This window comes from Rathayibacter sp. VKM Ac-2762, from assembly GCF_009866585.1.
Taxonomy (GTDB): Bacteria; Actinomycetota; Actinomycetes; order Actinomycetales; family Microbacteriaceae; genus Rathayibacter.
Genome location: NZ_CP047419.1, coordinates 3,125,981 through 3,149,232 on the forward strand (window position 1 = coordinate 3,125,981; position 23,252 = coordinate 3,149,232).

The window sequence follows — 23,252 nt, forward strand, 5'->3', positions numbered from 1 at the left end:
GCTCGCCGCGGGCCGCAGCGGGCTCAGGTCCTCGCCGCGGATTCAGGTCCTCGCCGCGGGCTTCGTCCGGGCCGCCGGGCGGCTCAGCGCGGCACGAGCCCGGTGAGCCGCGCCGTCAGCCGCTCGACGGGGCCGGCGCCGAGGAACCGCCACCACAGCACGGCGGCCGCGCACAGCCCGAGCACGAGGGCGAGAGCGGCGAGCGGAGTGTCGGCGGAGTAGCCGAGGCCCTCCCGCGCGAGCGCTGCGACGAGCGCCACCTGCAGCACGTAGACCGAGAGCGCGAGCGTGCCGATCGCCCGGAGCGGCACCAGCAGCCGCTGGACAGCGGTGGAGCGCGACGTGGTCAGCAGCACCACCGTGACGTAGGCCAGGAGCACGAGCCCGAGGTCGTGCAGGGTGTCCGGGAGGCTGCCGGAGGGCGACTCCACGCCGAGCAGGAGCGCGACCAGCGGCCGCACCGGATACGCGACGACCGCGACCGCCGCGAGCACCGGCAGCAGCCGGTCGCGCTGCGCGCCGTGCCGCAGCAGCAGGGCGCCGAGGAGGAAGAAGGGGAGCAGGTTGGTCGCGCGGTAGCTCGGCCCGGTGAAGAGCCAGAGGGCGAGCGGAGAGCCGGGTGCGGCGGCGGCGACCGCGGCGTTCACGGGCCCGGCGGCGAGCGCGAGCACGGCGGCCAGCGCGGCGATCGTCCGGGAGCGGAGGAGCAGCAGCGGCGTGCCGAGCACGAGCACGACGCCGAGGTACTGCAGCACGATCGCGATCCAGCTGCCCCAGGTCTCGAGCCAGACGCCGAGTGCCACGAGCACCGCGCCGCGGATCGCGTTCCGCAGCAGCACCCGCCCTGGCGAGGCACCGGGCCGCGCGAGCACCAGGGCCGCCGACATCCCCATCACCAGCGCGAACAGCGGCGACGCGAGATCGTTGACGTTCCACGCCAGGAACCCGACGACCCCCGTGCGCGCGCTCGGCACGAGCGGCATCGCGTGCGCGACGAGCATGGCCGCCACCGCCACTCCGCGCAGCACGTCGGGGGCGACCAGTCGGTCGTGCCGGAGTCGCGGAGCCGTCGCAGTCATCCCGCGAGAGTAGGCGCGCCCCCGCCGCCGCGCCCCGCGCGAGCGCACCTCGCGCCACCGCCCGTCCGCTGGGCAGTCCGCCGGGCCGTCGGCCGCGGCGCCGCCCGCTCCGCCCACGTGCGCTGCTGTCCGCTCCCCTCCGTCGGCCGGGGCCTCCGGCCGCCCGCTCCCAGCCGTCGCTGACCGGCCGCGGCGCCGCCCGCCCCGCCCACGTGCGCTGCTGTCCGCTCCGCTCCGTCGGCCCGGGCCTCCGGCCGCCCGCTCCGATCCGTCGCTGACGGCCCGTTCCGTCCTCCCGCACGGGCCTTTCGTGACGGATCGACGCCCGACGCCGTCCGGCAGGCCCGCGCTCGCTCCGCATGCGGCGCCCGGCCGCGTCCGGCCCGCTCCGATCCGTCGCGGACGGCCCGTCCTGCGCTCCTCCGCGGGCCGTGAGCGACGGATCAGCGCCCGCCCGTGCCGCCGCCCCGCGCGGATCCCCGCCGCGATGCCCCGTCCTCGCCCGGATCCCCGCCGCGATGCCCCGGCCTCGCCCCGGCCTGCTCCGATGCGTCACGAACGGCTCCTTCCGTCCTCCCGAAGCGACCGTTCGTGACCCCTCGGTGCCCGCTCGTCCGCACGCCCGCCCGTGCCGCCGCCTCGCGCGGATCCCCGCCGCGATGCCCCGGCCTCGCCCCGGCCTGCTCCGATGCGCCACGAACGGCTCCTTCCGTCCTCCCGAAGCGACCGTTCGTGACCCCTCGTCGCCCGTTCGTCCGTACGCGCGCCCGCGCCGCCGCCTCGCGCTCGGCGCCGGGATGTCCCGGCCGTGCCCCCGGCCCGCTCCGATGCGTCGAGAACGGTCCCCTCCGCCCGTCGGAAGCAACCGGTCGTGACCCCTCGGCGCCCGCTCGTCCGCACGCGCGCCCCCGCCGCCGCCTCGCGCTCGGCGCCGCCGCGACCTGCCGGCCTCGCGTCGGCCTGCTCCGATGCGTCACGAACGGCTCCTTCCGTCCTCCCGAAGCGACCGTTCGTGACCCCTCGGCGCCCACCCGCCCGCGAGCGGCCCGCACTCGGCCCGCACCGAGCACGACCGGGCATGCTGGACGGATGACCGACGCCGCCCCGTCCCCCGACCGCCCGCGCCGTGCCCGCAGCCAGCACGTGCTCACCGTGCTGCGGACCGAGCGCCTCACCGGCCACCTCGTCCGCGTGCACCTCGGCGGCGACGGGCTCGACGCGTTCCTCGCCGAGTCCGACCCCGAGCGCCTCGCCGCGACCGACCGCTACGCGAAGCTCCTGCTCCCGCCGCGCGGCTCCGACCTCCAGCCGCCCTTCGACCTCGACGCGCTCCGGGCGAGCGTCGCCCCCGAGCAGCTGCCCGTGCGCCGCACCTACACCGTCCGCTCGGTCGACCTCGAGCGGCGCTCGATCGCCGTCGACTTCGTCGTGCACGGCGATGAAGGGGTGGCGGGGCCGTGGGCGCTCGCCGCGGCTCCCGGCGACCGGATCGCTCTCTCCGCGCCCGGTGGCGCCTGGTCGCCGAGCGCCGACCCCGAGGCCGTGCACCTGCTGCTCGGCGACGACTCCGCTCTGCCGGCGATCGCCTCCGCCCTCGAGGGGATGTCCGCGCACGCGCGCGGCCTGGTCCTGATCGAGGTCGACTCGGCCGCCGACGAGCTCGATCTTCCCGCTCCGGCCGGAGTGGAGGTGCGCTGGCTGCACCGCGGCGGTCTCGAGGCCGGCCGGGCGCTGGTCGCGGCCGTCCGGGCCGAGCGGAGGCCCGAGGGCGTGCTCGAGGTCTTCGCGCACGGCGAGCGCACCGCGATGAAGCAGCTGCGCGCCCTCCTGCAGGACGAGTGGGGCGTGGAGCGCCGGGCGCTCTCGCTCTCGGCCTACTGGGCTCTCGGCCGCGCCGAGGACCGCTTCCAGGCCGAGAAGCGCGAGCCGGTCGGCGCGATCTTCGCCGACTGACGCGGGAGCGCACTCCGTCCGCACACCTCCGGGAAGGGACCAGCCTCGGACCCACCTCTACTCCGGTCCCCACGACCGGACCGTCCGATGGCGGTCCGGCCCTGCGAGCCTCGCGCCCGCCGCCCCCGCCGTTCTGCGGGCTGCTCGACCGACACGATGAGGAGAGCCCCTGTGGGAGTGCTGATCTTCGGCGCCTGGCGGCGCCGGATCGAGTTCGAGGACCGGACGCTCGCGCACGTGCGGATCGTGGTGCGCGCGCGGATGGAGCAGGGACAGCCGTTCCGCTTGACCTGGAGGACGCTGCAGGAGTCGGAGTCGCGCTCGCACGCGATCCTCGTGCAGCCGAACGCGGTGCTGGAGTACCGCTTCGATCATCCCCGGCTGCACGCCGTGAACCGCCTCTGGCTGCGCGAGCTCCTCACCCCCGCGTCCGGGCGCGACATGGTCGTCGCCGCCGAGCCCGAGCAGGCGCCGCTCCTCGGTGACGACCGTCCGTCCCCTGTTCCCGAGGGAGGGCTCGCGGCCTAGTCGGAGCGGAGCCCCTCACTGCCGGGCGAGGCCGACCGGGAGCCCGCCCGCGAGGGCGGCGGCGGATCCGAAGAGCAGCGCCCCCACCCCGCCCAGGGCGGTGGCGACGACGGTGTTCAGCACGGCTCCGACGAGCGCGAAGCCCAGCACGTTCGGCAGCGAGAGGATCGCGTCGAGGTCGACCTGATCGCCGACGACCTGCCCGAGGAGCGTGTCGGCCTGGGTGAAGAGCTCCGAGTGCACGAGCAGCGGATGGGCGACCAGGACGGCGGCGAGGCCGAGCACCGCGAGCGCGAGGCCGAGAAGGAACGAGAGCTTGACGGCCGACCAGAAGTCGACGTGCACGAGCGTGAGGCGGAGCGGAGCCTGATCGCCGGCCGGCTTCCCGGAGCCGGTCATCGGGCGTCAGCGGCGCGCTGGTCGGCGGCGGCGACGACGAGGGCTGAGGCGGCGGCGAGGGCGAGGGCGCGGTTCACGAGGGTCTCCTTGGGCGGGACGGGCGCCGGGAGCAGAGGCTCGGCGGCGTTCTGCCAGAGTCCCGGGCCGGAGGAGTCCGGTGCGTCGTCCGGGAGTCGCGTCCGGTGCGCCTCGGGGATGACCGCGCGTCCGCTGCTCCCTCCGACAGCCCGCCACCCGCCGAGGGTCCCTCCTCTCCGGCGTGCGGTCGACGCGGATCGCCGCCTGCCGCTTGCAGGACCTGCCCCGCGCGGTGGATCCTGCCCGGACACGGAGCGCCGCGCAGGACGCCGCGGCCACCGCCCCATCGGGACTCCCGCCGACACGGATGTTGCATCGCCGCCGCAGCCGGACATGTACCTGTGACTCCGCGAAAGGGGAACCATGAGCATCCGCTCCCGAGACGACTTCTCCGAGCTGTACCGCGCCCACTACGACGACCTGCTCCGCTTCGTCCGCCGCCGCGCTCCCGCCGCGACGGTCGACGACATCGTCGGCGAGACCTTCCTCGCCGCCTGGCGTCGCCGGCAGGACCTGCCGGAGAACGTGCGGCCCTGGCTGTTCGGCACGGCCCGGCACGTGATCCTCAACGCCGCCCGCGGCGAGAACCGCCGGCAGGCGCTGGCCGTGCGGGTCGGGACCCTTGCTCCGGAGGAGCAGGCCGACCCGTCGGTCGGCGACCGCCTCGACCTGGCGAGCGCGTGGAAGCGGCTGCCCCTCGCCGAGCAGGAGGCTCTGGCCCTCCACGTGTGGGAGGACCTCCCGCAGGCCGAGGCGGCGCAGGTGCTCGGCTGCTCCCGGGCCGCCTACGCGATGCGGCTCACCCGCGCGAAGCGGCGGCTGGCGGCGCTGCTCGCCCCCCTCGACTCCACCCTCCTCTCCGGCACGGCAGAACGGACCCTCTCATGACCGACCAGCTCCTCGACCTGCTCCGCGCGCACGACGCCGAGCCCCGCATCCCCCTCACCGCTGCCGAGGCCGCACGTCGGGACGCGCTCCTCGGCGAGATCCTGGTCAGCGAGGACGCGGCCGCTCCCCGTTTCTTCCGCCCCCGCGACTGGGCCGTCGCCGGCGCGGCGACCGTGCTCCTGGCCGCCGCAGCCGCAGCCGCGGTGATCGTCGTGGTCCCGGGTCTCATCCCCGGCACCGGCTCCGTCGGGCTGAACCGCGCGGTGCTCGCCTCCTGGACCGCGATCCCCGAGCGCATCCTGCCGAGCTCCGAGCTCGGGCAGTCGGCGACGCAGTGGTGTGCGACGAACCTGCAGAGCCCCAACGGCGAGGCCGGGCCGGCGGAAATCTCGCACCTCGACGCGCGCGGCGACGCCGCCTCGATGATCTACCGCTTCGACGACTCCCTCTACTACTGCCTCAGCGCCGGGAACGGCGCGGGGATGTGGGAGGTGGCGGACGCCGCACCGGCCGGCCCCCTCGCCGCGGACGCCGTCCAGCTCAGCTCGGCCGGCACCTTCGGAGAGGGGGACGCCGCTCTGATCTACGCGGTCGGCTTCGCGGGCGCGGACGTGGAATCGGTGGTGCTGAACGAGGCCGGCGTCGAGCCGGTCGTCGCGACCCTCGAGGGCGGCTCCTGGACCGCCTGGTGGCCCTCGTCCGACGGTCTCGCCGCCGGGCCCGCCGGCACGGTCACGATCACCACCCGGGACGGCTCGAGCCGCGAGGTCCCCGTCGACTCCCTCTACCGCCCGTGAGCGGGCCGCGGCACTCCCGTTCGGACGGGCCGGAGCAGGAGGGGACGGGTGCGCGCGTCCTGTCCACGCGCTTCACCGACGTCCACTACCTCGACGAGGGACCGGAGGACGGCACTCCGCTCGTGCTCGTGCACGGCTTCCCCGACGTCCCCGCCACCTGGGACGGCGTCCTGGAGCTGCTTCCCCCCGGACTCCGGGTGGTGCGCCCCTTCCTGCGCGGGGTCGGGCGGACCCGTGTCGTCGACCCCGGGGCGCGGTCCGGGCAGGTGGCCGCGCTGGCCACCGACCTGCTCGATCTCCTCGAGGCGCTCGACCTCGGGCCTGTCGTGCTCGTCGGCCACGACTGGGGAGCGCGGACCGCTCACGCCGTCGCGGCGCTCGCGCCCGAGCGGGTCGGCGCACTGGTCACCCTCGCCACCGCGTACGGACCGTCGAGCGAGCTGAGCGGCGGCGAGGTCCTCGACGACGCCGCCGCGGCCTGGTACCGCTACTGGCTCTGCACGGCCGCGGGAGCGGAGGCGTTCCGGGGCGACCCGGCGCAGCTCGTCCGCTGGGCCTGGCGGGAGTGGTCGCCTCCGGGCTCCCTCCCGCCGGAGGCCCTGGAGGAGGTCCTCGCGGCGACGGCGACCAGCGGCTTCGCCGACACGGTCGTCGACTACTACCGGCACGGCGCCGGGGAGGCGCCCGGCCGGGCCGTGTACCGCGCCGCGCAGGAGGCCCTCGACGCCTGGCCGCGCATCGACGCGCCGACGACCTTCCTCCTCGGGACGGCCGACGGCTGCGAGACGCCCGCCCTCGCACGGGCGAACGGCCGGTACTTCTCCGCAGGCCGGGAGCTGATCGAGCTCGACGGCGTCGGCCACTTCGTGCAGCGCGAGGCCCCCGGGGCGGTCGCGGCCGCGATCCTCCGGCACCTCCGACCGCTCGCCCCCTCACCCGCACCTCCCGGGACGCGTTAGAGCGTCTCCGGCCGCGGGTGGTCCGTGCCCACCCCGCGGACGCTCCTGCTGGAGGCCGCGAGGAGCGAGGCGACGAGGACGACCGCGGCGCAGCCGAGCAGGGTGCGGTCGAGCCCGACGAGGTCGGCGAGCGGGCCCACGAGCGCCTCCCCGAGCGGCACGGCGAGGAAGGAGCCGACCATGTCGTAGGAGTAGACCCGGGCGAGCGCCTCGCGGGGGACGTGGGTCTGCAGCGTCTGGTCCCAGGCGATGGCGAAGATCTCGAGGGCGACTCCGCCGAGGGCGAAGGCGAGGAGGAGGGCGGGGAGCGCCGGGACGGCTCCGAGGGCGGCGACCGGGACGGCCGTCACCGCCATGAGGGCGACGCCCGCCCCGAGCGCACGGCGGGGCCGCCAGCGCAGCGCGATCACGGCCCCGATCACCAGGCCGACGGTCTGCGCGGCGATCACGAGTCCCCACGCCGCTCGGCCGAAGGACCGGTCGGCGACGACCGGGCCGAGGACCGTGGTCGCGCCGACGAACGCGGCGTTGACGGCGGTGAACTGCGCCACGACGATCCACACCCAGCGCCGGCTCGTGAACTCCCGCCACCCCTCGCGGAGGTCGGCGAGGACGGAGGCGCCCGGGCCCGAGCGGACCGTCCGCGGCAGCCGCACACGGGAGTAGAGGACCGCGGCCAGGGCGAAGCCCGCGGCGTCGACCGCCAGCCCCCACCCGGGACCCACCAGTGCGACGAGCGCGGCCCCGGCCGAGGCGCCGACGATGCTCCCGCCGTTCAGGCCCAGGCGGAGCAGGGCGTTGGCCGGGCGGAGCTCGCCGACCGGCACCGTCTCGGGGACGAGGGCGGCCGCGGCGGGCAGGCTCATCGCCGCGACGGCGCCGTTGAGCACGCTGAGCACGACCAGGGCCGCGACGGTCGCCGTCCCCGTGATCACCGTCACGGCGACCGCGGCCTGAGTGGCTGCCGCCGCGAGCGAGGTGCCGACGAGGATCACGGAGCGGGGGAGCCGGTCGGCGAGGACGCCGCCGAGCAGCAGGACGGCGACGTTGGCGAGGGAGCGCGCGGCGACGACGAGTCCGAGGTCCGTCGGCGAGCCCGTCAGGTCCAGCACGGCGAAGGCCAGGGCGATCGGAGCGACGGCGTTGCCGAGGACCCCGGTCGTGCGGGCGGCGAGGAGCCAGCGGAAGGGGCCGTGCGCGAGAGGACCGTGCGCCAGCGGCCCGCGCCCGTCGCGGGTCACGGCCGGCGGAGCGGGAACATCGCGGTCGTCATCGACACCGGCGCGGTACCGGGCGTCCTCGGCGGCCGGGCCGCCGCGTGCAGCAGCGCGGACGCCTCCCCGACGTGCCGCACCACCCGCCGCCAGACCTCGGGGTCGACCCAGAGCTCCGCGTCCGTCGAGAGCTGAGGACCGTCCGCCCGGCTCGACGAGCGCCGCCGGAGCTCCTCGATCAGGGCCTCGAGGTGCAGGTCCCGCTCCTCCTCCGGCCCGGCGTCCACTGACGCGGTCACGTCGAAGGGCCTTCCGGAGGCCTCGTGCCGGTACCGCTTCGCCTCGCCGCCCCGCAGGCGCACGGTCTCGACGACGGCCACGAGCCCGGCGCGCTCCAGCACGCGGAAGTGGTAGCTCGCCGTCGCCTGTGACAGCTGCAGCTCGCGGGCGGCCTCCGCGGCGCTCATCGCCGCTCCCGTCACCAGGGACAGCAGGCGGAGGCGGATCGGATGCGCGGTGGCGCGCAGCTCGTCGAGAGAGGACATGCGGCCATGGTGTCCGGCGGCTCCCGCACCGTCAAACACAGCTTTGGGGGTGGGGCGGCGCTCGCCGGGCCGCTCCGGTGCACATCGGGCGGCGCTCGCCGGGCCGCTCTGACGAGCGATCCGGAGGGCCCACCGCTCTCCCCAGCGATCAGGGAGCGGGGCCCGGGGTCGTCCTCCGGGCCCCGTCGCTCAGACCTGGGCGGTGCCGCTGTCCTCGACCGGGCCGGACGCGTCCGACTCCTCGGCGATCTCGGTGTCGGTCTCGTCGGCGCGGTCGCGGAGCGCGTCGGCCATCGCGCCGGCGCCCTCGGCTCCGTGGTCGTGCTCGACCTGGTCGATCAGGCCGCCGAGCTTCTCGTCGTTGCTGGCGTCCTCGGCTCCGTCCATCACGGGGCTGTTCTGCTCGTTGTCGCTCATGGCGCTCCTCCTGGGTCGACCGGCCTCTGCGCCGGTGGTCCGACGCTACGCGCGCCGCCCGTGCGGTGCAGGTGATCGACGGGAATCGGCCGGTCCGCTATCGGGGTGCCGAGCGACGTTCCCGGCCATCCTCGAATCGAGCGGATATCGCTCTCCACCCTCCGGAGAAGTGAGCGGATATCGCCTGTCGAATGAGCCCCTATCGCTTTCCGGCGAGGTGAACAGTTCTCTCAGAGAAGTGCCCCTCGGAGACCCTCCCTGCTATGATCGGGCGACTTCTGCACCAGGGACCGGGGGGTCGTTCTCGGCGGACGATCGATCATCCACACGCCTGTTATCTCGATCATCACCAGTGAAGGCGCGTATGGCTTCGTATCTCTTCGTCTGCTCCGGCGGCGGGCATCTCAAGGAGATGTTCGCCCTCTCGGGGCTCCTCGGAGTCGACCCGGAGGAGCAGCACTGGGCGACCGTCGACAGCGCCCTCAGCCGAACCCTCCTCGCCGACCGGCGCGTGACCCACCTCGCCGATCCGCCGCCCCGCGCCGTGGTGCCGGTGCTCCGCAACGCGATGATCGGCCGCTCCCTGCTGGCCCGCGGGTCCTTCGACGCCGTCTTCAGCACCGGCGCCAGCCCCGCCCTCTCCTTCCTGCCGCTCGCGGCCTCGCGCGGCATCCCCGCGCACTACATCGAGAGCGCCGCCCGCGTGCTCGGCCCGTCGATGACCGGTCGGATCCTCGCCCGGGTCCCCGCCGTCTCGACCTACACCCAGTACCGCTCCTGGGCCGACGACCGCTGGAGCTTCGGCGGCTCGATCTTCGACACCTACCGCGTCGAGGACGTCGTCCCGCAGCCGATCCGCCGCGCCGTGGTCTCGGTCGGCACGCAGGACGGCTACCCGTTCCCCCGCTTCTTCGCCGCGCTCGCGCCGCTGCTCGAGGGCGTGGAGGTGCTCTGGCAGACCGGAGCGAACGACGTCTCCGGGCTCGGGATCGACGGCCGCCACTCCGTGCCGCACGACGAGCTCAACGCCGCGATGAAGGCGGCCGACGTCGTCATCGCGCACGGGGGAGTGGGCACCGCGCTCAGCGCCATCGAGCAGGGCCGGGTGCCGATCCTGGTCCCGCGCCGCGCCTCGTTCGGCGAGCACGTCGACGACCACCAGGTGCAGATCGCCACGCGCCTGGCCGACTCCGGCCTCGCGGTCACCGTCGACATCGAGGGCCTCTCCCGCGAGACGCTCGAACTCGCCGCGGCGAGGCGGGTCGTCTCCGCCGATTCCGCCGTGCCCTTCGTGGTGCATGAGACGGCCGAGAAGTCCTCGGGCCTCTCCCGCCGTCTCTTCCCCTCCTCCCGCTGATCCCCGCCCGAGCGACCAGACGTGATGAGAACGACATCCACGCGTCATCCGCGGCCCGTACACTCTCGAATGGGTTGGGGGGCCGGACGTCACTTCATGTGCGTCGAATTCGGAATGGTCGGCCGACTCGACACTGATGGCGAAAGCTCCGAAGGATTCTCGATATGACTGACACCCCGCGCGGCCTCTCGCGCCGCCTCCTGCTCGCCGCCTCCGCTGTCGGAGCCGCCGCGACCGCCTCCGCTCTCGTAGCGACCCCGGCGCTCGCCGCGCCGAACTACAGCGTGATCCCGAGGCTCCCGGGCGAGGTCTCGCGCCTCGACACCGCGATCTCGAGGAACGGCAGGAAGCCGTACGAGATCATCGACGTCAAGATCGGCAACGACTCCACCCGTCTCTTCGTCCCGCACTCGGCGAAGCCGAATTCAGGCTCCTCGGTGCCGGTCGCCTGGTTCTACCACGCCAGCGGCAGCAGCTACAAAGCTCTCGACAACGCGTACAGCTACTCGGCGGATCCGCTCGTCGACCTGGGCTTCGTCAGCATCAGCCCCGACTTCGGCGGCCCGAGCAACTACACCAACCCCACCGCGCTCGCCGTGCAGACGGCGGCCACGGCCTGGGTGCAGAGCCTCTGGAACGTCCGCGCGAGCTTCCTCCGTTCGAACTCCGGTGGCGGAGCGATGATGTGCTGGGCCTACGCGAAGAAGATGGTGCCGAACATCTACGGGGCGTACCACGCCAGCAGCGTCTTCGACGTCGAGGACCTCGCGGCGCGCGACGACACCCAGCCGAACCGCGTCCTCGCGGTGTACGGCGGAGACCGGGCGCTGATGCGCGCGACCAACCCCGCCCGGCTGCCGCAGGACGCGTGGAAGGGCATCCGCCTGCGCGTCAGCGCCGGCACGGCCGACCAGCTCGCTCCCGCCGAGCTCCACGGCGGACGTCTCCGCCGCCTGGCGCTGCCCGTCGCCAAGGAGGCGACGATCGCGTACCACAGCAGCGACGGCTACCAGGGCGGCCACATCGTCCCGACCACCACCAACAAGGACTCGGTCGAGACCTTCCGCCGCTGGCTCCAGGAGGGCCCCGCCTGATCCGCGGCAGGACCGACGCGACCCCTCCTCCCCGGGGGTCGGCGCCAGGGTCGAGCAGTGGAGGAGGAGGGCACGGCATCGCAGGCGTCCCAGCCGCCGAGAGGCGGCTCGCGAGGGCATCGCGATCCTCATCGAGGCCGACGGGACCACTCCCGTGAGCGCCGCACCGCCCGCCCCCTCCTCCACCACTCCGCTCCGACGCCAGAAGGACTCCCTGACGTGATCGACATCCTCCCGCGACGACTCCTCGTCGGCGCGCTCTTCTCGGTCGCCCTGGTGATCGTCCTCGGGATGGGGTACATCTTCTCGACCCGGGAGCCGGCCACCGGCCTCCTGGTGATCGCCGCCGGAGTCGGCGGCATCGTCGGCGCCTACGTGCTGCTGAGGGTCCCCGCGCACTGGCTGCCGGCGATGGCGCTCGCGTTCTTCGCGCTCGTCCCGACGCCGCTCACCCCCTCGACCCTGACGTTCCGCATGACGCTCTGGGCGGTCATCCTCGTGATCTGGGCGATCCGGCGCGGGCTCGCTCCCGAGCTGTGGCGCGCCCCCGTCAAGGCGTGGACCCGCGAGCTCGTGCTCTCCCCGTGGCGGGCCGTGGTGATCCTCGCGTTCATCGCCCTCATGCTCTGGTCGGCCGTCGCGACGGTGCGCGGCTCCTTCGCGAGCGAGGGCGTCTCGTGGCTGTTCAGCTTCGCGATCTGCGTGGGCGTGCCGATGCTCGTCTTCGACGCCCAGCGCGAGGCCGTGCTGCTGCGCAAGACGTGGGTGATCCTCTCCGGGCTGCTCGCCCTCTACGCCGCCCTCGAGCTGGTCGCGCAGAGCTCCCCGATCCTCGGTGCCGTCTACGGCGCCCTCGGCTACGAGCAGGACCAGCACTGGTCGCTCTACCGCGCCGAGATCACCTTCGGACACCCGCTGCTCGCCGGCACCTTCCTCACCGTGGGCGCCGGACTCGCCTTCGGCTCCTGGCTCCAGGGCTCCCGCAAGTCGGACCTGCTGCTGGGCATCCTGGCCTCGGGCGGTGTCGTCGCGACCGTCTCGCGCGGACCGATGGCGGCCATCGCCGTCGCGGTCGTCGTCGCGCTCGTCGCCGTCGGCTTCCTCAACCCGGACCGCTCGCTGCTCCGGCCCGGCTCGATCCTGATCGCCGGCCTCATCGCGGGCGTCGGAGTCCTGAACTTCGAGCCCGTCACCGCCCGCAACAACAACCTCGACGCCTCCATCTCGGCCGGCGCCCGCGACCTCGCGGTGACCGTGTCGCTGAAGGCGGCCGAGCTCACGCACTGGCTCGGCTCCGGAGCGGCGACGTCCGGCATCAGCGGCAGGCGGTTCTCGGACGTGGTCATCGAGAACTCGTTCCTGCAGCTGCTGATCAGCGTCGGCATCCCCGGCCTGCTGTTCTTCGTGATCATGGTGGCCGCGATGTTCGGCGCCACGCTCAGCCGTCGCGACGTCGGCCCCGCGGCCGGCCTGCTCGGCTTCATGGTCTGCCTCGCCGGCTACAACGCCATCGACGCGGTCCGCCCCAGCCACCTGCTCCTGGGCTTCCTCGTCATCATCTGCCTGAACCCGGTGCACGTCCCCGACTTCTCGAAGGGCATCCGGATGCGCCAGCCCCTCGGGGCGCGGATCTTCGACGCGCCGATGGCCGTCGGGATGCGGGGCGAGCGGTGAGCCGCCGCTCGCGCAGGAACGACTCGTCGCCGGCCGCGCTCGTCGTCCAGCAGTCGCTCGCGCCCCCGGACTCGACCACGCAGTACGTCGACTCGATCGTCGACGGCCTCGCCCCCGGCGTCGAGCTGCTGTTCTTCTCCTGGCGCAGCGCCCTGCTCGCCGACTACGACGTGCTGCACGTGCACTGGCCCGAGCTGATGATCCGCGGCCGCAGCCCGCTGCACCGCTTCCTCCGCCGCCGCGCCCTCGACGTGCTGCTGGTGCGCCTCGCGCTCCAGCGCATCCCGCTCGTGCGCACGGTGCACAACCTGCACCCGCACGAGCTCGGTCCCGCCGCCGAGCGCCGCTCGCTGGCCCGGATCGACCGCGCGACCGACCTGTTCGTCCGCCTGAACCCCACGACCGTCACTCCCGGCCGGGCGCCCGCCGTCACCGTGCTGCACGGCCACTACCGCGACCAGTTCGCCCAGCACCCGCTGCCCGAGCGCGAGCACGGCCGCGTCCTCTACTTCGGCATCATCCGCCCGTACAAGGGCGTCGTCGAGCTGATGGACGTGTTCCGCGGCGTGGAGAACGACTCCCTCTCCCTGCACGTGGTCGGCAGCCCCAGCACGGGCCAGCGCGAGCTGGTCGAGGAGCGGGCCGCCCGCGACACCCGGGTGCGCACCACGCTCCGCCGGGTCGACGACGCCGAGATGGTCGACGAGATCGGCCGGGCCGAGCTGATCGTCCTGCCCTACCGCGAGATGCACAACTCCGGCTCGATCCTGGTCGCCCTCTCGCTCGGCCGGCCGATCCTGGTGCCGCGCACGCCCACCAACACGGCCCTGGCCGAGGAGGTCGGCAGCGACTGGGTGATCGAGTACGACGGCGATCTCACGCCCGAGCTGATCACCTCCGCCCTCGAGCGCACGCGCACCCGTCCGCCGGAGGGGCTCCCCGCTCTCTCCGGTCGCGACTGGGACGTGCTCGGACTCCAGCTCAAGAAGGCCTACGAGGGCGCGATCGCCACCAAGAAGGGCTCGACCCGATGACCGGGACCACGCAGAAGCCGTCTCCGAGCCTCGGCCGCTCCGCGAGCCGCGGCGCCGCCGTCACGATCGGCGGGCAGGCGATCCGCATCGCCGTCCAGCTGGGCAGCATCGTCGTCCTCGCGCGCCTGCTCGCGCCGGCCGACTACGGCCTGCTCGCGATGGTCACGGCGATCATCGGCATCGGCGAGATCTTCCGCGACTTCGGCCTCTCCTCCGCCGCCATCCAGGCGAAGGAGATCACGCCGGGCCAGAAGAGCAACCTGTTCTGGATGAACGCGGGCATCGGCCTCACCCTCACCCTGCTGGTCATCGCGGCCTCGTGGCCGATCGCCGCCCTCTACGGCGACGACCGGCTCCAGCTGCTGACCGTCGTGCTCTCCTCGACGTTCCTCCTCAACGGGATCTCGACGCAGTTCCGCGCCGACCTCGCCCGGCACCTCCGCTTCGTGAAGCTCACCCTGGTCGACATCGTCGGCCAGGTGCTGGGCCTCGTGGTCGGCGTGCTGATGGCGCTCGGCGGCGCCGGCTACTGGGCGCTGGCCGCGAGCCAGGTCGTGCAGCCGCTCATCGGCGTGCTGATGCTGGTCTTCATCACGGGCTGGCGTCCCGGCCGCTACCGCCGCGGCGAGGCGATGGGCCACTTCCTCCGCTACGGAGGCGGCGTCTTCGCGACCCAGGCGCTGACCTACGCGAGCAAGAACGTCGACTCCGTCATCATCGGCGCGCGCTTCGGCCCGGTCGACCTGGGCCTCTACAACCGCGCGTTCCAGCTGATGATGCTGCCGCTGCAGCAGCTGAACGCCCCGGCGCAGCGCGTCGCCCTGCCCGTGCTCTCCAAGCTGCAGGACGAGCGCGAGCGGTTCCGCACGTTCATCCTCTTCGGCCAGTCGGCGATGCTGACGGTGATGGGCCTCGTGCTCGCCGTCCTCGGCTCCCAGTCCGACTCGGTCATCCGGATCCTGCTGGGGGAGCGCTGGCTCGCCTCGGTCCCGATCTTCCAGATCCTGCTCGTGGCCGGGTTCTTCCAGGCCACGGCCTACTGCTCCTGGTGGGTGTTCCTCTCCAAGGGCCTCGTGCGCCAGAGCGTCTGGTACAGCCTGGCGACCCGCCCGCTGATGGTCGTCCTGATCCTGCTCGGCTCCAACTGGGGAGTGACGGGCGTCGCGGTCGCGTACGCCGGCTCGCTCGCCCTCACCTGGCCGATCGCGCTGATCTGGATCGGCCGCACCTCCGACGCCCCCGCCCGCGAGATGTTCACCAACGGCCTCCGCAGCGGCATCGCGTTCGGCTCGATCACGGTCGGCTCCTCCTTCTCCACCGTCTGGATCGCCGCCGACCAGCCCGTCCTCCGCCTCCTCGTGGGCGGTGCCGCCGTCCTGGTCGGAGTCGGGCTCTGGATGCTGATCCTCCCCGCGTTCCGCCGCCAGATCCTCGGCCTCGCCGACCTGCGCCGCCACTTCCGCCGCAGCCGCCCGGCCGCCGCTCCCGCCCCGGCCACGGTCGACGCCACCAGCCCCACCGGTGACAGCGCGCTGGTCGACGGAGCCGTCACGGCCGGCACCCCCGACTCCGAGCGGCCTCCCGCCGCCGTTCCCCCCACCGAAAGAGATCGATGAAACTCAAGCTCGGCGTCGTCAAGTCCTGGAAGAAGGACTTCGTCACGACGACCCGCCTGCCCGCCCGCCGCGACGCGGCGGTGCTCCGCGCCGCCCTCGCGGACCTCCGACCCGAGCCCGAGTCGCACCTCGTGATCGCCGCTCCCGGCAGCGGCAACATCGGCGACCAGGCGATGCTGGAGGCGTTCCTCGAGAACACCACCGGTCCTGTCGTGGTCGTCCAGCGCTACGCCGGCGACGTCGTGATCCCCGAGGAGCAGGCCGACCGGGTCGAGGTCGTCGAGCTCCCGCACCTGGTCTACGGAGTGGGCGACGCGCACGCCGCCGACCTCCGCGCCTACGCCGCGCTGATCCGCCGCGCCCGCTCGGTCTCGGTCGTCGGTGCCGACATGATGGACGGCAAGTACAGCCTCCGCGGCTCGGTCCGCCGCTCCCTGCTCGCGCAGGCGGCCGCCGAGGCAGGGGTGCCCACGCGCATCCTCGGCTTCTCCTGGAACGCGGCGGCCCGCCTCGCCGCCCGCCGCTCCCTGATCGCCGCCTCCCGCGCCGGCGTCGTCCCGATGCTCCGCGACCCGCTCTCGGCGGAGCGCGCCCGGAGCATCGGCGTGCAGCGCGTCGAGGAGGTCACGGACATCGTCTTCTCGGCGCGCACCCGCGACCGCAGCTTCCGCGAGGGGCTGGGGCTGCCCGAGGGCGTCCCCTTCGCGCTCGTGAACGCGAGCGCCCTCGTCGCCGGCATGGTCGACCAGGTGCCGGAGTACGAGCGCATCGTCGACCGCCTCCGCGCCGCCGGCGTGCACGTCGTGCTCCTCCCGCACGTCTCCCGCCCCATCGGCGACGACAAGGTGGCCGTCCGCGCGGTCGCCGAGCGCGTGGGATCCGAGGGCGTCACCGTCGTCGACCGCGTGCTCATGCCCGCCGAGATCCGCGGCCTCGCCGAGGACGCCCTGCTGACCGTCACCGGCCGCATGCACCTCGCGATCATGTCGCTCTCGCTCGGCGTCCCCGCGATCACCCTCGCCACCCAGGGCAAGGTCGAGGGCATCATGCGCCTCATCGGCCTGCCGCAGCTGTGCGTCGAGCCGGTCCCCGGCTTCGCCGACCGCGTCCTCCCGGTGATCGACCGCATCCTCGCGGAACCGGGCGACGGCGGCGTGCGCGCCACCATCGACGCGGCCATGCCCGAGGTGCGCCGCCTCTCGGCGCTCAACACCCGCGGCCTCGGCGCGGAGGTCGTGCGATGAGCGCGGCGCAGGAGAAGGGACCGCGCATGCGGATCATGTTCGTCGTCACGTCGCTGCACGGCGGCGGGGCCGAGTTCGTCGCCCGCACCTGGATGGGCTGGCTCCTCGAGCAGGGCCACCACGTCGACGTCGTCACCACCTCGGTGAAGGGCACCGACGAGTACCTCCCCGAGGGCGCGGTGCTGCACCGCATCGGCGAGGGCAAGGGCCACGTCGGCAAGGCGCGGATGCTCAAGGAGCTGTTCCGCCGCCGCACCCCCGACGTCGCGGTCGCCCTGCAGGGCTACCCGAACATCGTGCTCCTGGCCTCGGCCGAGATGACCGCGAAGGCGGACCGCCCGAAGACCATCGTGAGCGAGCGCAACCTCGTCTCGCTCGGCATCCCGGGCTTCTCGAGGACCCAGAAGGTGCAGCTCGGGCTCGCCAAGACGCTCTACCGCCGCGCCGACCACGTCATCGCGATCTCGCATCCCGTCGCGGGCGAGCTCGTCGCCGGCTTCGGCGTCTCGGGCGAGCGCTGCACCGTCGTGCCGAACCCGGCGACCGCCAAGGTCGACCGCTCCCGCCAGGTCTCGCGCACCCCCGGCACCGCGGCGGGCCTGCAGATCGTGCTGCCCTGCCGCCTCGTCGTCCAGAAGCGCCCCGAGCTCGCGATCCTCGCGGCCGAGGAGCTGGAGCGCCGCGGCATCCCCGCGAAGGTCGTCTCCTTCGGCGGCGGCCCGCTGCTCGGCAGCATGAAGGCGGAGGCGACCGCGCGCGGCGTGGACTTCCAGGACATGGGCTGGGTCGAGGACTGGTTCCACCACTTCGACGAGAACGCCGTCGTGCTGCTCCCGTCGCTGCGCGAGGGCTTCGGCAACGTGCTGGTCGAGGCGGCCGCCGCCGGCGTCCCCTCGGTCGCCGTGTCCGGGGCGCTCGGAGTCGCGGACGCGATCGTCCCCGGCCTGACCGGCGAGCTCGCGCTCACCCCCTCCGCCTCCGACCTCGCCGACGCGCTGATCCGCGCGAGCGAGCTCGAGATCACCGGCATCGACCGCTGGCTCGACCGCTTCTCGCTGGAGTCCAGCGGCCGCGACCTCGAGACGGTGCTCCGCCGGGTCGTGGGGCAGAAGTGACCCTCGTCTCGGTGGTGGTCCCGGCGCACCAGGAGGAGGCGCACCTCGCCTCCGCCCTGGAGCGCCTGCTGCGGCAGACCCACGCCGAGCTCGAGATCCTCGTGGTCGACGACGCCTCGACCGACGGGACCGAGGCGATCGGCCGCGCGTTCGCCGAGGAGCACGAGCGGATCCGCTACCTGCGCCAGGACGAGAACCAGGGCGTCGCCGCCGCTCGCGAGCGCGCCGTCGGCGAGGCCGCCGGCGAGTGGGTCTGGCTGGTCGACGCCGACGACGAGTGGCCGGAGACCGCGGTCGAGGCCATGCTCTCGGCGGGGGAGGCGGGCCGCGCCGACGTGGTGGTCGCCCAGGCGGTCACGGTCGACGCCACCGGATCCACGCCCGTCGGCTCCCTGCGCGGCCCGCTCGCGCTCTCGGGCCGGGGCGCCTTCACCGCGCTCCTGGTCGGGGAGCTGACCGGGCACCTCTGGAACAAGCTGTTCCGCCGCGAGCTGTTCGACGGCATCGAGTTCACGCGGATCCGCCAGCACTCGGACCAGGCGCAGGTCGCGCAGCTGCTCGCCGCGGCCGACGAGGTCGTCGTCGTCCCCGACTCCGTCTACGAGTACCGCCTCCGCTCCGGCTCGATCATCCGCTCGGGCGCGAAGCGCGCCGACTCGCTCGCCGGGCTCGCCGCCGTGATCGAGCGGACGGCCCGCGGGCTCGACCCGCGCATCCTCGACTCGCAGGACTACTCCTACTACCGCGCGCGCTTCTCCCTGCTCTCCCGCTTCAAGGACGCCACCTCGGGCGCGCACAGTCCCGAGGAGGCGGACCGGCTCTGGCGGGCCGCGCACGACGAGGCGGGACTCCGGCACCTGGTCGCGCTCGTGCGCCGGCGCGACCTCAAGCGCTCCGTCCTCTTCGGGCTCGCCGCCGCGGCGCCCGCGCTCTACCGAGCGGCGATGAGCGCCGGGAACGGACGCCGGTGACCGTCGTCTCCCCGGTGCGCGGAGAGGCCGGAGTGCGCTTCCCGGCAATCGAGTCCTCGTCACTATTCCGTCGAATGTGCGGCGCGGACGATACACCCTTAGTCTTGATCCTCGGTCGCATTCTGCGACCGAGCCTGCGTCCTTCTCTGAGCCTTGTTCACCTCGGATGGAATTCACGAGCGGTACGACCGGGCACAAGGGGGAGAGAATGAAGCTGCTGAAGCCTGCGGGCGGGGCCCGACGCGAATGGGTGGATTTCGCCAAGGGTGCCGCCATCCTGATGGTCGTGTACTACCACACGTCGTTGTACCTCGGCGACATCGGGGTCGAGAACACTCTCGGCCGCATCAAGGTCGTGTTCGAGCTGTTCCCGATGCCCCTCTTCTTCCTGGTGTCCGGTCTCTTCGGCTCGCGCATCCGCACCTGGAGCTTCGGCGACCTCTGGCGCCGCAGGCTGTACCCGCTGCTCTGGCTCTACGTGGTCTGGTCCGTGATCCGCATGGCCTTCTACCTGGTCGTGCCGCTCGCGAACGGCGGACTCGGCGAGCTCCCCGCGACCGACCCGCTCAACCTGCTCCTGCTGTTCTTCTGGCCCAGCAGCAGCTACTGGTTCATCTACGGCCTCGTCCTCTTCACGCTCGGCGCGTGGCTCCTGCGCAAGGTCGACCACCGCGTGCAGGTCGCCCTCGCCGCGGTGATGGGGACGATGTTCACCACCGGTCTCCTCAACACGACCAACGTGGGCTGGAACCGCATCGGCGCCCTGTTCGTCTTCTTCCTGGTGGGCACGCTCTACTCGAAGAGGATCATCGACTTCGTCGAGCAGAAGGGGAGCCGCGCGTTCCTCTACGTCACTCCGGTCTTCGTCGTGCTGAGCGCGGTGCTCTTCCTCTTCCCGATCCGCTGGGTGCCGTTCCTCGCCCTCGCCGGCCAGATGGCCGCCGTCGCGATGGGCATCCTCGTGTCGCGGGCCCTCTCACGAGTGCGATTCCTGAACTTCTTCACGATCTGCGGCGAGCGCAGCCTGCACATCTACCTGCTGCACCTCTACTTCATCGTGATCGCCATCACGATCCTGCGGGTGATCCTCCCCGAGGACCGCTCCGAGATCGGCGGCTTCGAGGTGCCGCTGCTGCTGGTCGTGATGGTGCTCGCGGTCGTCCTCTCGCTCTTCGTGACCCGCTACCTCTCGAAGGTCAAGTGGATCTACGTCCCCCCGGCCGCCCTCGGCGGCCCCGGCAAGCGGCGCAAGCCCGTGCCCGTCCCTGCGCGCGGCCCCGGAGTCGTCTCCGATCCCGCCGCGGTCCCGGCCGATGAGCCCGGCACCTCCCCCAGTCACGAGAAGAAGAGAGCGGAGTCCCACGAGTGAAGACGACACGAGCACGCAGAGCCGGAGTCCTGGCGGCCGTCGTGGCCGTCGCCCTCGGGCTGGCCGGCTGCTCCTCGCAGCCCGAGCCCGTCCGCACGCCCGACGGCTTCACGACGGAGAAGGCGATCGAGTACCGCTCGGTCGACGGCGTCTCGCTGAAGGCCGACGCCTGCCTCCCCACCGCGGGCGGCACCGACCGCCCCGCGCTGCTGATGCTGCACGGCGGAGGGTTCGTCGACGGCGCCCGCGACGAGGGCGGGATGACCGAGCTCTGCGAGTACTACGCCGAGCGCGGCTTCGTCTCGGTCTCCGTCGACTACCGCCTCCTCCAGGACAGCCGGTACCCCGGCCAGATCGAGGACGCGCAGGCCGCCGTGGAGTGGCTGCGCGAGCCCGCGCAGGTCACGCGCTTCGGCCTCGACCCCGCCCGCATCGGCGTGATGGGCAGCTCCGCCGGAGCGATCATCGGAGCGACCATGGGCACGCTCGGCGAGGGCTCCCTCACCGAGGGCTCGCGGGTCAAGACGGTCGTCGCCTTCTCGGCGGTCGCGGACATGACCGAGACCGGGATGTCGCTGGGCACGCCGGTGCCCGAGGCGAAGGAGCAGATCCTCTCCTACCTGGACTGCGACGAGATCGACTCGACGACCTGCCCGCAGAGCATCCCCGCGTCGCCGATCACCTCGGTCGACTCCACGGACGCCCCGCAGATCTGGCTGACCTCCGAGGACGAGCTCGTCCCGGTCGAGCAGGCCGACGCGATGCAGGTCGCCCTGCAGGACGCCGGAGTGGCGTCCGAGGTCGGCGTGGACGGCTCCGGCCACCACGGGCTCCAGAACAACACCCCGAACAACAAGAAGGCGATCCTCGCCTTCCTGCAGGCCCACCTCTGATCCACCGCTCCCGCGCGAAACCTCGCGGCCGGGTCCGCGCAACGCGGACGACACATCACGACGCTACAGTCAGACCCCCTGCACTCCGGTGCAGTCGACGAAAGGGACACCACACACCATGACCTTGAACGGACTGTTCGCCGGCATCGGCCGGAGGTGGGTCTACATCGTCGCCTTCGCTCTGCTCGGCGCCGTGGCGGCCCTGGTACTCAACGCCGTCCTCCTCCCGCAGTACAAGGCGGACGCACGCGTGTACGTCGCGGTCTCCTCGTCCGGAGTCCTCTCGACCGCGGACCGGGTCGCGGCCAACAGCGCCGCCTCCCAGGCCACGGTCACCTCCGTCGCCCTCGGCACCTCGGACACCGTCCTGCAGGGCGTCATCGACGGCCTCGGCATCGACGAGCCCATCGAGGACTTCGCCAAGCGCGTGACCGTCCTCGCCGAGCCGGAGTCCGTGGTCATCACGATCTCGGCCACCGACCCCTCGCCCGAGCAGGCCGCGGTCATCGCCAACGCGGTCGCCGCCCAGCTCGACGCGGCCGTGAAGGGCGCCGATCCGGCGACCACCACGAACGGCGTCGCCGTCCCGCAGATCCAGCTCCAGGTGCTCAGCCAGGCGCTCCCGCCGGAGCTGCCGGTCACCGGTGGCATCCTCGTCCTGCTCGCGCTCGGCATCCTCGGCGGCGCCGTGGTCGGCGTTGGAGTGGCGATCGTGATGACCGCCCTCGACCGCCGCCTCCGCAGCGGCGACGACGTCCGCTCCGCGATCGACCGGCCGCTGCTGGGCATCGTCCCGGTCAAGGCCACCAAGCTCGACGAGATGCTGAACTCGACCGAGATCCCGGCCCGCTACTCGGCCGTCGCGTTCGAGCTCTCCGCCATCGCGCGCACCCGCTCGTACTCCTCCTTCGCGATCGCCCCGGCGTCCGAGAAGACCCCGCACACCGCCAGCGCGGTGCTGCTCGCCAAGGCGCTGGCCGTGCTCGGCTCGTCCGTCGTGATCGTGGACGGCACCGCCGAGGGCTCGGCTCTCGCTTCCGCCTCGGGCGGACGCCCGGGCCTGCGCGAGGTGCTCGCCGGAGCCGCCTCGCTCGACGACGCGATCATCAAGCGCTCGACCGACCGCGTCGACCTGCTCCCCGCGGGCGGCGCCCAGGCCGGCACGCCGATGCCGACCGACGCCCTCCGCGCGCTGGTCGAGGAGCTCGAGAAGGTCTACGACATCGTCCTGATCGTCACCGGCACCCTCGGCGCGACCGAGCAGTCGCCGACCTTCCGCGGCGTGGCCGACGGCGCCGTCCTCGTCCTGATCGAGGGCAAGGTCGACTCGCCCCAGGCCGCCGCCGACGTCCACTGGATCGAGACCGCCGGCACCCCCGTGGTCGGCGCGGTCGTCCTGGCCCGCCATAAGCTGCAGAAGGCCCCCGCGATCGTCTGATCGCGTCCTCGCACGCTGCGGAGAGCGCACCCCGGCCCCGGCCGCGGTGCGCTCTTCCGCGTCCGGGGACCGCGCCGCTTGTCCGGGGCGGGCCCGTGCGGGCTCTGCGAGGCCTGGCCGGTCCGTCCGCCCTCCCAGTCTCTCCGGCGCCCACCGCGGCCGGACGGGCCCTTCTCCGTCCCCCGCGAGCCCGCTCACCCCGCGAGTCCGCACGAGTCGCGGTAGTCGCGCGCGAGCACGCCGACTTCCGCGGATTCGAGAGGAGGCGGCGTCCCCGTGCTGGGCCCGCGGGCTCTCCGGGGCGGGCCCGTGCGGGTTCTGCGAGGCCTGGCCGGCCCCGTCCGCCCTCCAGTCTCTCCAGCGCCCACCGTGGCCGGACCAGACCCCGCTTCGGCTCCCGCGAGCCCGCTCACCGGTCGAGTCCGCGGAAGTCGCGGTACTCGCGCGCGACTCCGCCCACTTCTGCGTGCTGGAGTGGTGCGGGCGCGTCAGCCGGGCCCTGATCCCGTCCCCGTCCGCTCGGCCCCCTCCCGCGGCCCACGGGCACCGAGCGCCCGCCCGCGCCCTCGCGAGCCCTCGGTGGTCGCGGT

General features: G+C 73.5%; 21 protein-coding genes. 16 read left to right on the forward strand and 5 right to left on the reverse strand.

The features are described from left to right. Nucleotides 1-83: 83 nt before the first annotated feature. Entirely contained in the window at nucleotides 84-1,079 is a 996-nt protein-coding gene (locus tag GTU71_RS14660; protein WP_159940759.1) for a DUF418 domain-containing protein, read from the reverse strand. Nucleotides 1,080-2,168: 1,089 nt separating this feature from the next. On the opposite strand from GTU71_RS14660, the gene GTU71_RS14665 reads away from it, so the two are divergent. Together GTU71_RS14665 and GTU71_RS14670 are read left to right on the forward strand one after the other, a co-directional pair. Next, the gene (locus GTU71_RS14665; protein ID WP_159940761.1) at nucleotides 2,169-3,032 is read left to right on the forward strand and encodes a siderophore-interacting protein; all 864 of its coding nucleotides are present in this window, start codon (nucleotides 2,169-2,171) and stop codon (nucleotides 3,030-3,032) included. 156 nt (nucleotides 3,033-3,188) lie between these two features. Beyond that, nucleotides 3,189-3,560 carry a hypothetical protein gene (locus GTU71_RS14670; protein ID WP_159940763.1) on the forward strand — a complete coding sequence of 124 codons (372 nt, stop codon included), beginning with the start codon at nucleotides 3,189-3,191 and terminating at the stop codon, nucleotides 3,558-3,560. Nucleotides 3,561-3,575: 15 nt separating this feature from the next. On the opposite strand, the gene GTU71_RS14675 is transcribed toward GTU71_RS14670, so the two are convergent. Beyond that, a complete protein-coding gene (locus GTU71_RS14675; RefSeq protein WP_159940765.1) occupies nucleotides 3,576-3,959 on the reverse strand; it encodes a DUF3566 domain-containing protein in 384 nt (127 codons plus the stop codon). Between the two features lie 441 nt (nucleotides 3,960-4,400). Here GTU71_RS14675 and GTU71_RS14680 point away from each other — a divergent pair, with 441 nt between their 5' ends. The 3 genes from GTU71_RS14680 to GTU71_RS14690 are packed head-to-tail and all read left to right on the forward strand — an operon-like array spanning nucleotide 4,401 to nucleotide 6,681. Continuing rightward, on the forward strand, nucleotides 4,401-4,925 hold the full coding sequence (locus tag GTU71_RS14680; RefSeq protein WP_159940767.1) for an RNA polymerase sigma factor: 525 nt from the start codon (nucleotides 4,401-4,403) through the stop codon (nucleotides 4,923-4,925). Next, a complete protein-coding gene (locus GTU71_RS14685) occupies nucleotides 4,922-5,722 on the forward strand; it encodes a hypothetical protein (protein ID WP_159940769.1) in 801 nt (266 codons plus the stop codon). The genes GTU71_RS14680 and GTU71_RS14685 overlap by 4 nt, the downstream gene beginning before the upstream one ends. Then, a complete protein-coding gene (locus GTU71_RS14690) occupies nucleotides 5,719-6,681 on the forward strand; it encodes an alpha/beta hydrolase (protein ID WP_159940771.1) in 963 nt (320 codons plus the stop codon). Before GTU71_RS14685 ends, GTU71_RS14690 begins: the two co-directional genes overlap by 4 nt. Here the strand turns inward: GTU71_RS14690 and GTU71_RS14695 are convergent. The 3 genes from GTU71_RS14695 to GTU71_RS14705 form a co-directional block, all read right to left on the reverse strand. Beyond that, complete coding sequence (locus GTU71_RS14695; protein ID WP_244230576.1) at nucleotides 6,678-7,922, reverse strand: MFS transporter; 1,245 nt, start codon at nucleotides 7,920-7,922, stop codon at nucleotides 6,678-6,680. The genes GTU71_RS14690 and GTU71_RS14695 overlap by 4 nt on opposite strands. Further along, nucleotides 7,919-8,440, reverse strand: a complete 522-nt coding sequence (locus tag GTU71_RS14700) for a helix-turn-helix domain-containing protein (protein ID WP_104222473.1) — start codon at nucleotides 8,438-8,440, stop codon at nucleotides 7,919-7,921. Before GTU71_RS14700 ends, GTU71_RS14695 begins: the two co-directional genes overlap by 4 nt. A 189-nt stretch (nucleotides 8,441-8,629) precedes the next feature. After that, nucleotides 8,630-8,857: a hypothetical protein gene (locus tag GTU71_RS14705; RefSeq protein WP_104226612.1), complete on the reverse strand. Its 228-nt coding sequence runs from the start codon at nucleotides 8,855-8,857 to the stop codon at nucleotides 8,630-8,632. A gap of 364 nt (nucleotides 8,858-9,221) precedes the next feature. Here GTU71_RS14705 and GTU71_RS14710 point away from each other — a divergent pair, with 364 nt between their 5' ends. The 11 genes from GTU71_RS14710 to GTU71_RS14760 all read left to right on the forward strand — a co-directional run bounded on the left by GTU71_RS14710 (nucleotide 9,222) and on the right by GTU71_RS14760 (nucleotide 22,662). After that, a complete protein-coding gene (locus GTU71_RS14710; protein ID WP_104260670.1) occupies nucleotides 9,222-10,214 on the forward strand; it encodes a glycosyltransferase in 993 nt (330 codons plus the stop codon). Between the two features lie 164 nt (nucleotides 10,215-10,378). Then, the gene (locus tag GTU71_RS14715) at nucleotides 10,379-11,308 is read left to right on the forward strand and encodes a hypothetical protein (RefSeq protein ID WP_104329468.1); all 930 of its coding nucleotides are present in this window, start codon (nucleotides 10,379-10,381) and stop codon (nucleotides 11,306-11,308) included. 219 nt (nucleotides 11,309-11,527) lie between these two features. Next, nucleotides 11,528-12,982, forward strand: coding sequence for a hypothetical protein (locus GTU71_RS14720; RefSeq protein ID WP_104283050.1), 1,455 nt, complete (start codon nucleotides 11,528-11,530; stop codon nucleotides 12,980-12,982). Next, nucleotides 12,979-14,016 (forward strand): glycosyltransferase, encoded by a 1,038-nt coding sequence (locus tag GTU71_RS14725; protein WP_159940773.1) that lies wholly within the window; start codon nucleotides 12,979-12,981, stop codon nucleotides 14,014-14,016. Before GTU71_RS14720 ends, GTU71_RS14725 begins: the two co-directional genes overlap by 4 nt. Continuing rightward, on the forward strand, nucleotides 14,013-15,632 hold the full coding sequence (locus GTU71_RS16565; RefSeq protein ID WP_104237959.1) for a lipopolysaccharide biosynthesis protein: 1,620 nt from the start codon (nucleotides 14,013-14,015) through the stop codon (nucleotides 15,630-15,632). Before GTU71_RS14725 ends, GTU71_RS16565 begins: the two co-directional genes overlap by 4 nt. After that, nucleotides 15,629-16,876, forward strand: coding sequence for a polysaccharide pyruvyl transferase family protein (locus GTU71_RS14735; protein ID WP_104233543.1), 1,248 nt, complete (start codon nucleotides 15,629-15,631; stop codon nucleotides 16,874-16,876). The genes GTU71_RS16565 and GTU71_RS14735 overlap by 4 nt, the downstream gene beginning before the upstream one ends. Then, nucleotides 16,873-17,991, forward strand: coding sequence for a glycosyltransferase (locus GTU71_RS14740; protein ID WP_104222481.1), 1,119 nt, complete (start codon nucleotides 16,873-16,875; stop codon nucleotides 17,989-17,991). Before GTU71_RS14735 ends, GTU71_RS14740 begins: the two co-directional genes overlap by 4 nt. Next, nucleotides 17,988-18,962 carry a glycosyltransferase family 2 protein gene (locus GTU71_RS14745; protein WP_104297679.1) on the forward strand — a complete coding sequence of 325 codons (975 nt, stop codon included), beginning with the start codon at nucleotides 17,988-17,990 and terminating at the stop codon, nucleotides 18,960-18,962. The genes GTU71_RS14740 and GTU71_RS14745 overlap by 4 nt, the downstream gene beginning before the upstream one ends. A 208-nt stretch (nucleotides 18,963-19,170) precedes the next feature. Further along, nucleotides 19,171-20,331, forward strand: coding sequence for an acyltransferase family protein (locus GTU71_RS14750; RefSeq protein ID WP_159940775.1), 1,161 nt, complete (start codon nucleotides 19,171-19,173; stop codon nucleotides 20,329-20,331). After that, complete coding sequence (locus GTU71_RS14755; RefSeq protein ID WP_104247646.1) at nucleotides 20,328-21,224, forward strand: alpha/beta hydrolase; 897 nt, start codon at nucleotides 20,328-20,330, stop codon at nucleotides 21,222-21,224. The genes GTU71_RS14750 and GTU71_RS14755 overlap by 4 nt, the downstream gene beginning before the upstream one ends. Before the next feature lie 118 nt (nucleotides 21,225-21,342). After that, the gene (locus tag GTU71_RS14760) at nucleotides 21,343-22,662 is read left to right on the forward strand and encodes a Wzz/FepE/Etk N-terminal domain-containing protein (protein ID WP_104226623.1); all 1,320 of its coding nucleotides are present in this window, start codon (nucleotides 21,343-21,345) and stop codon (nucleotides 22,660-22,662) included. Nucleotides 22,663-23,252 lie beyond the last annotated feature (590 nt).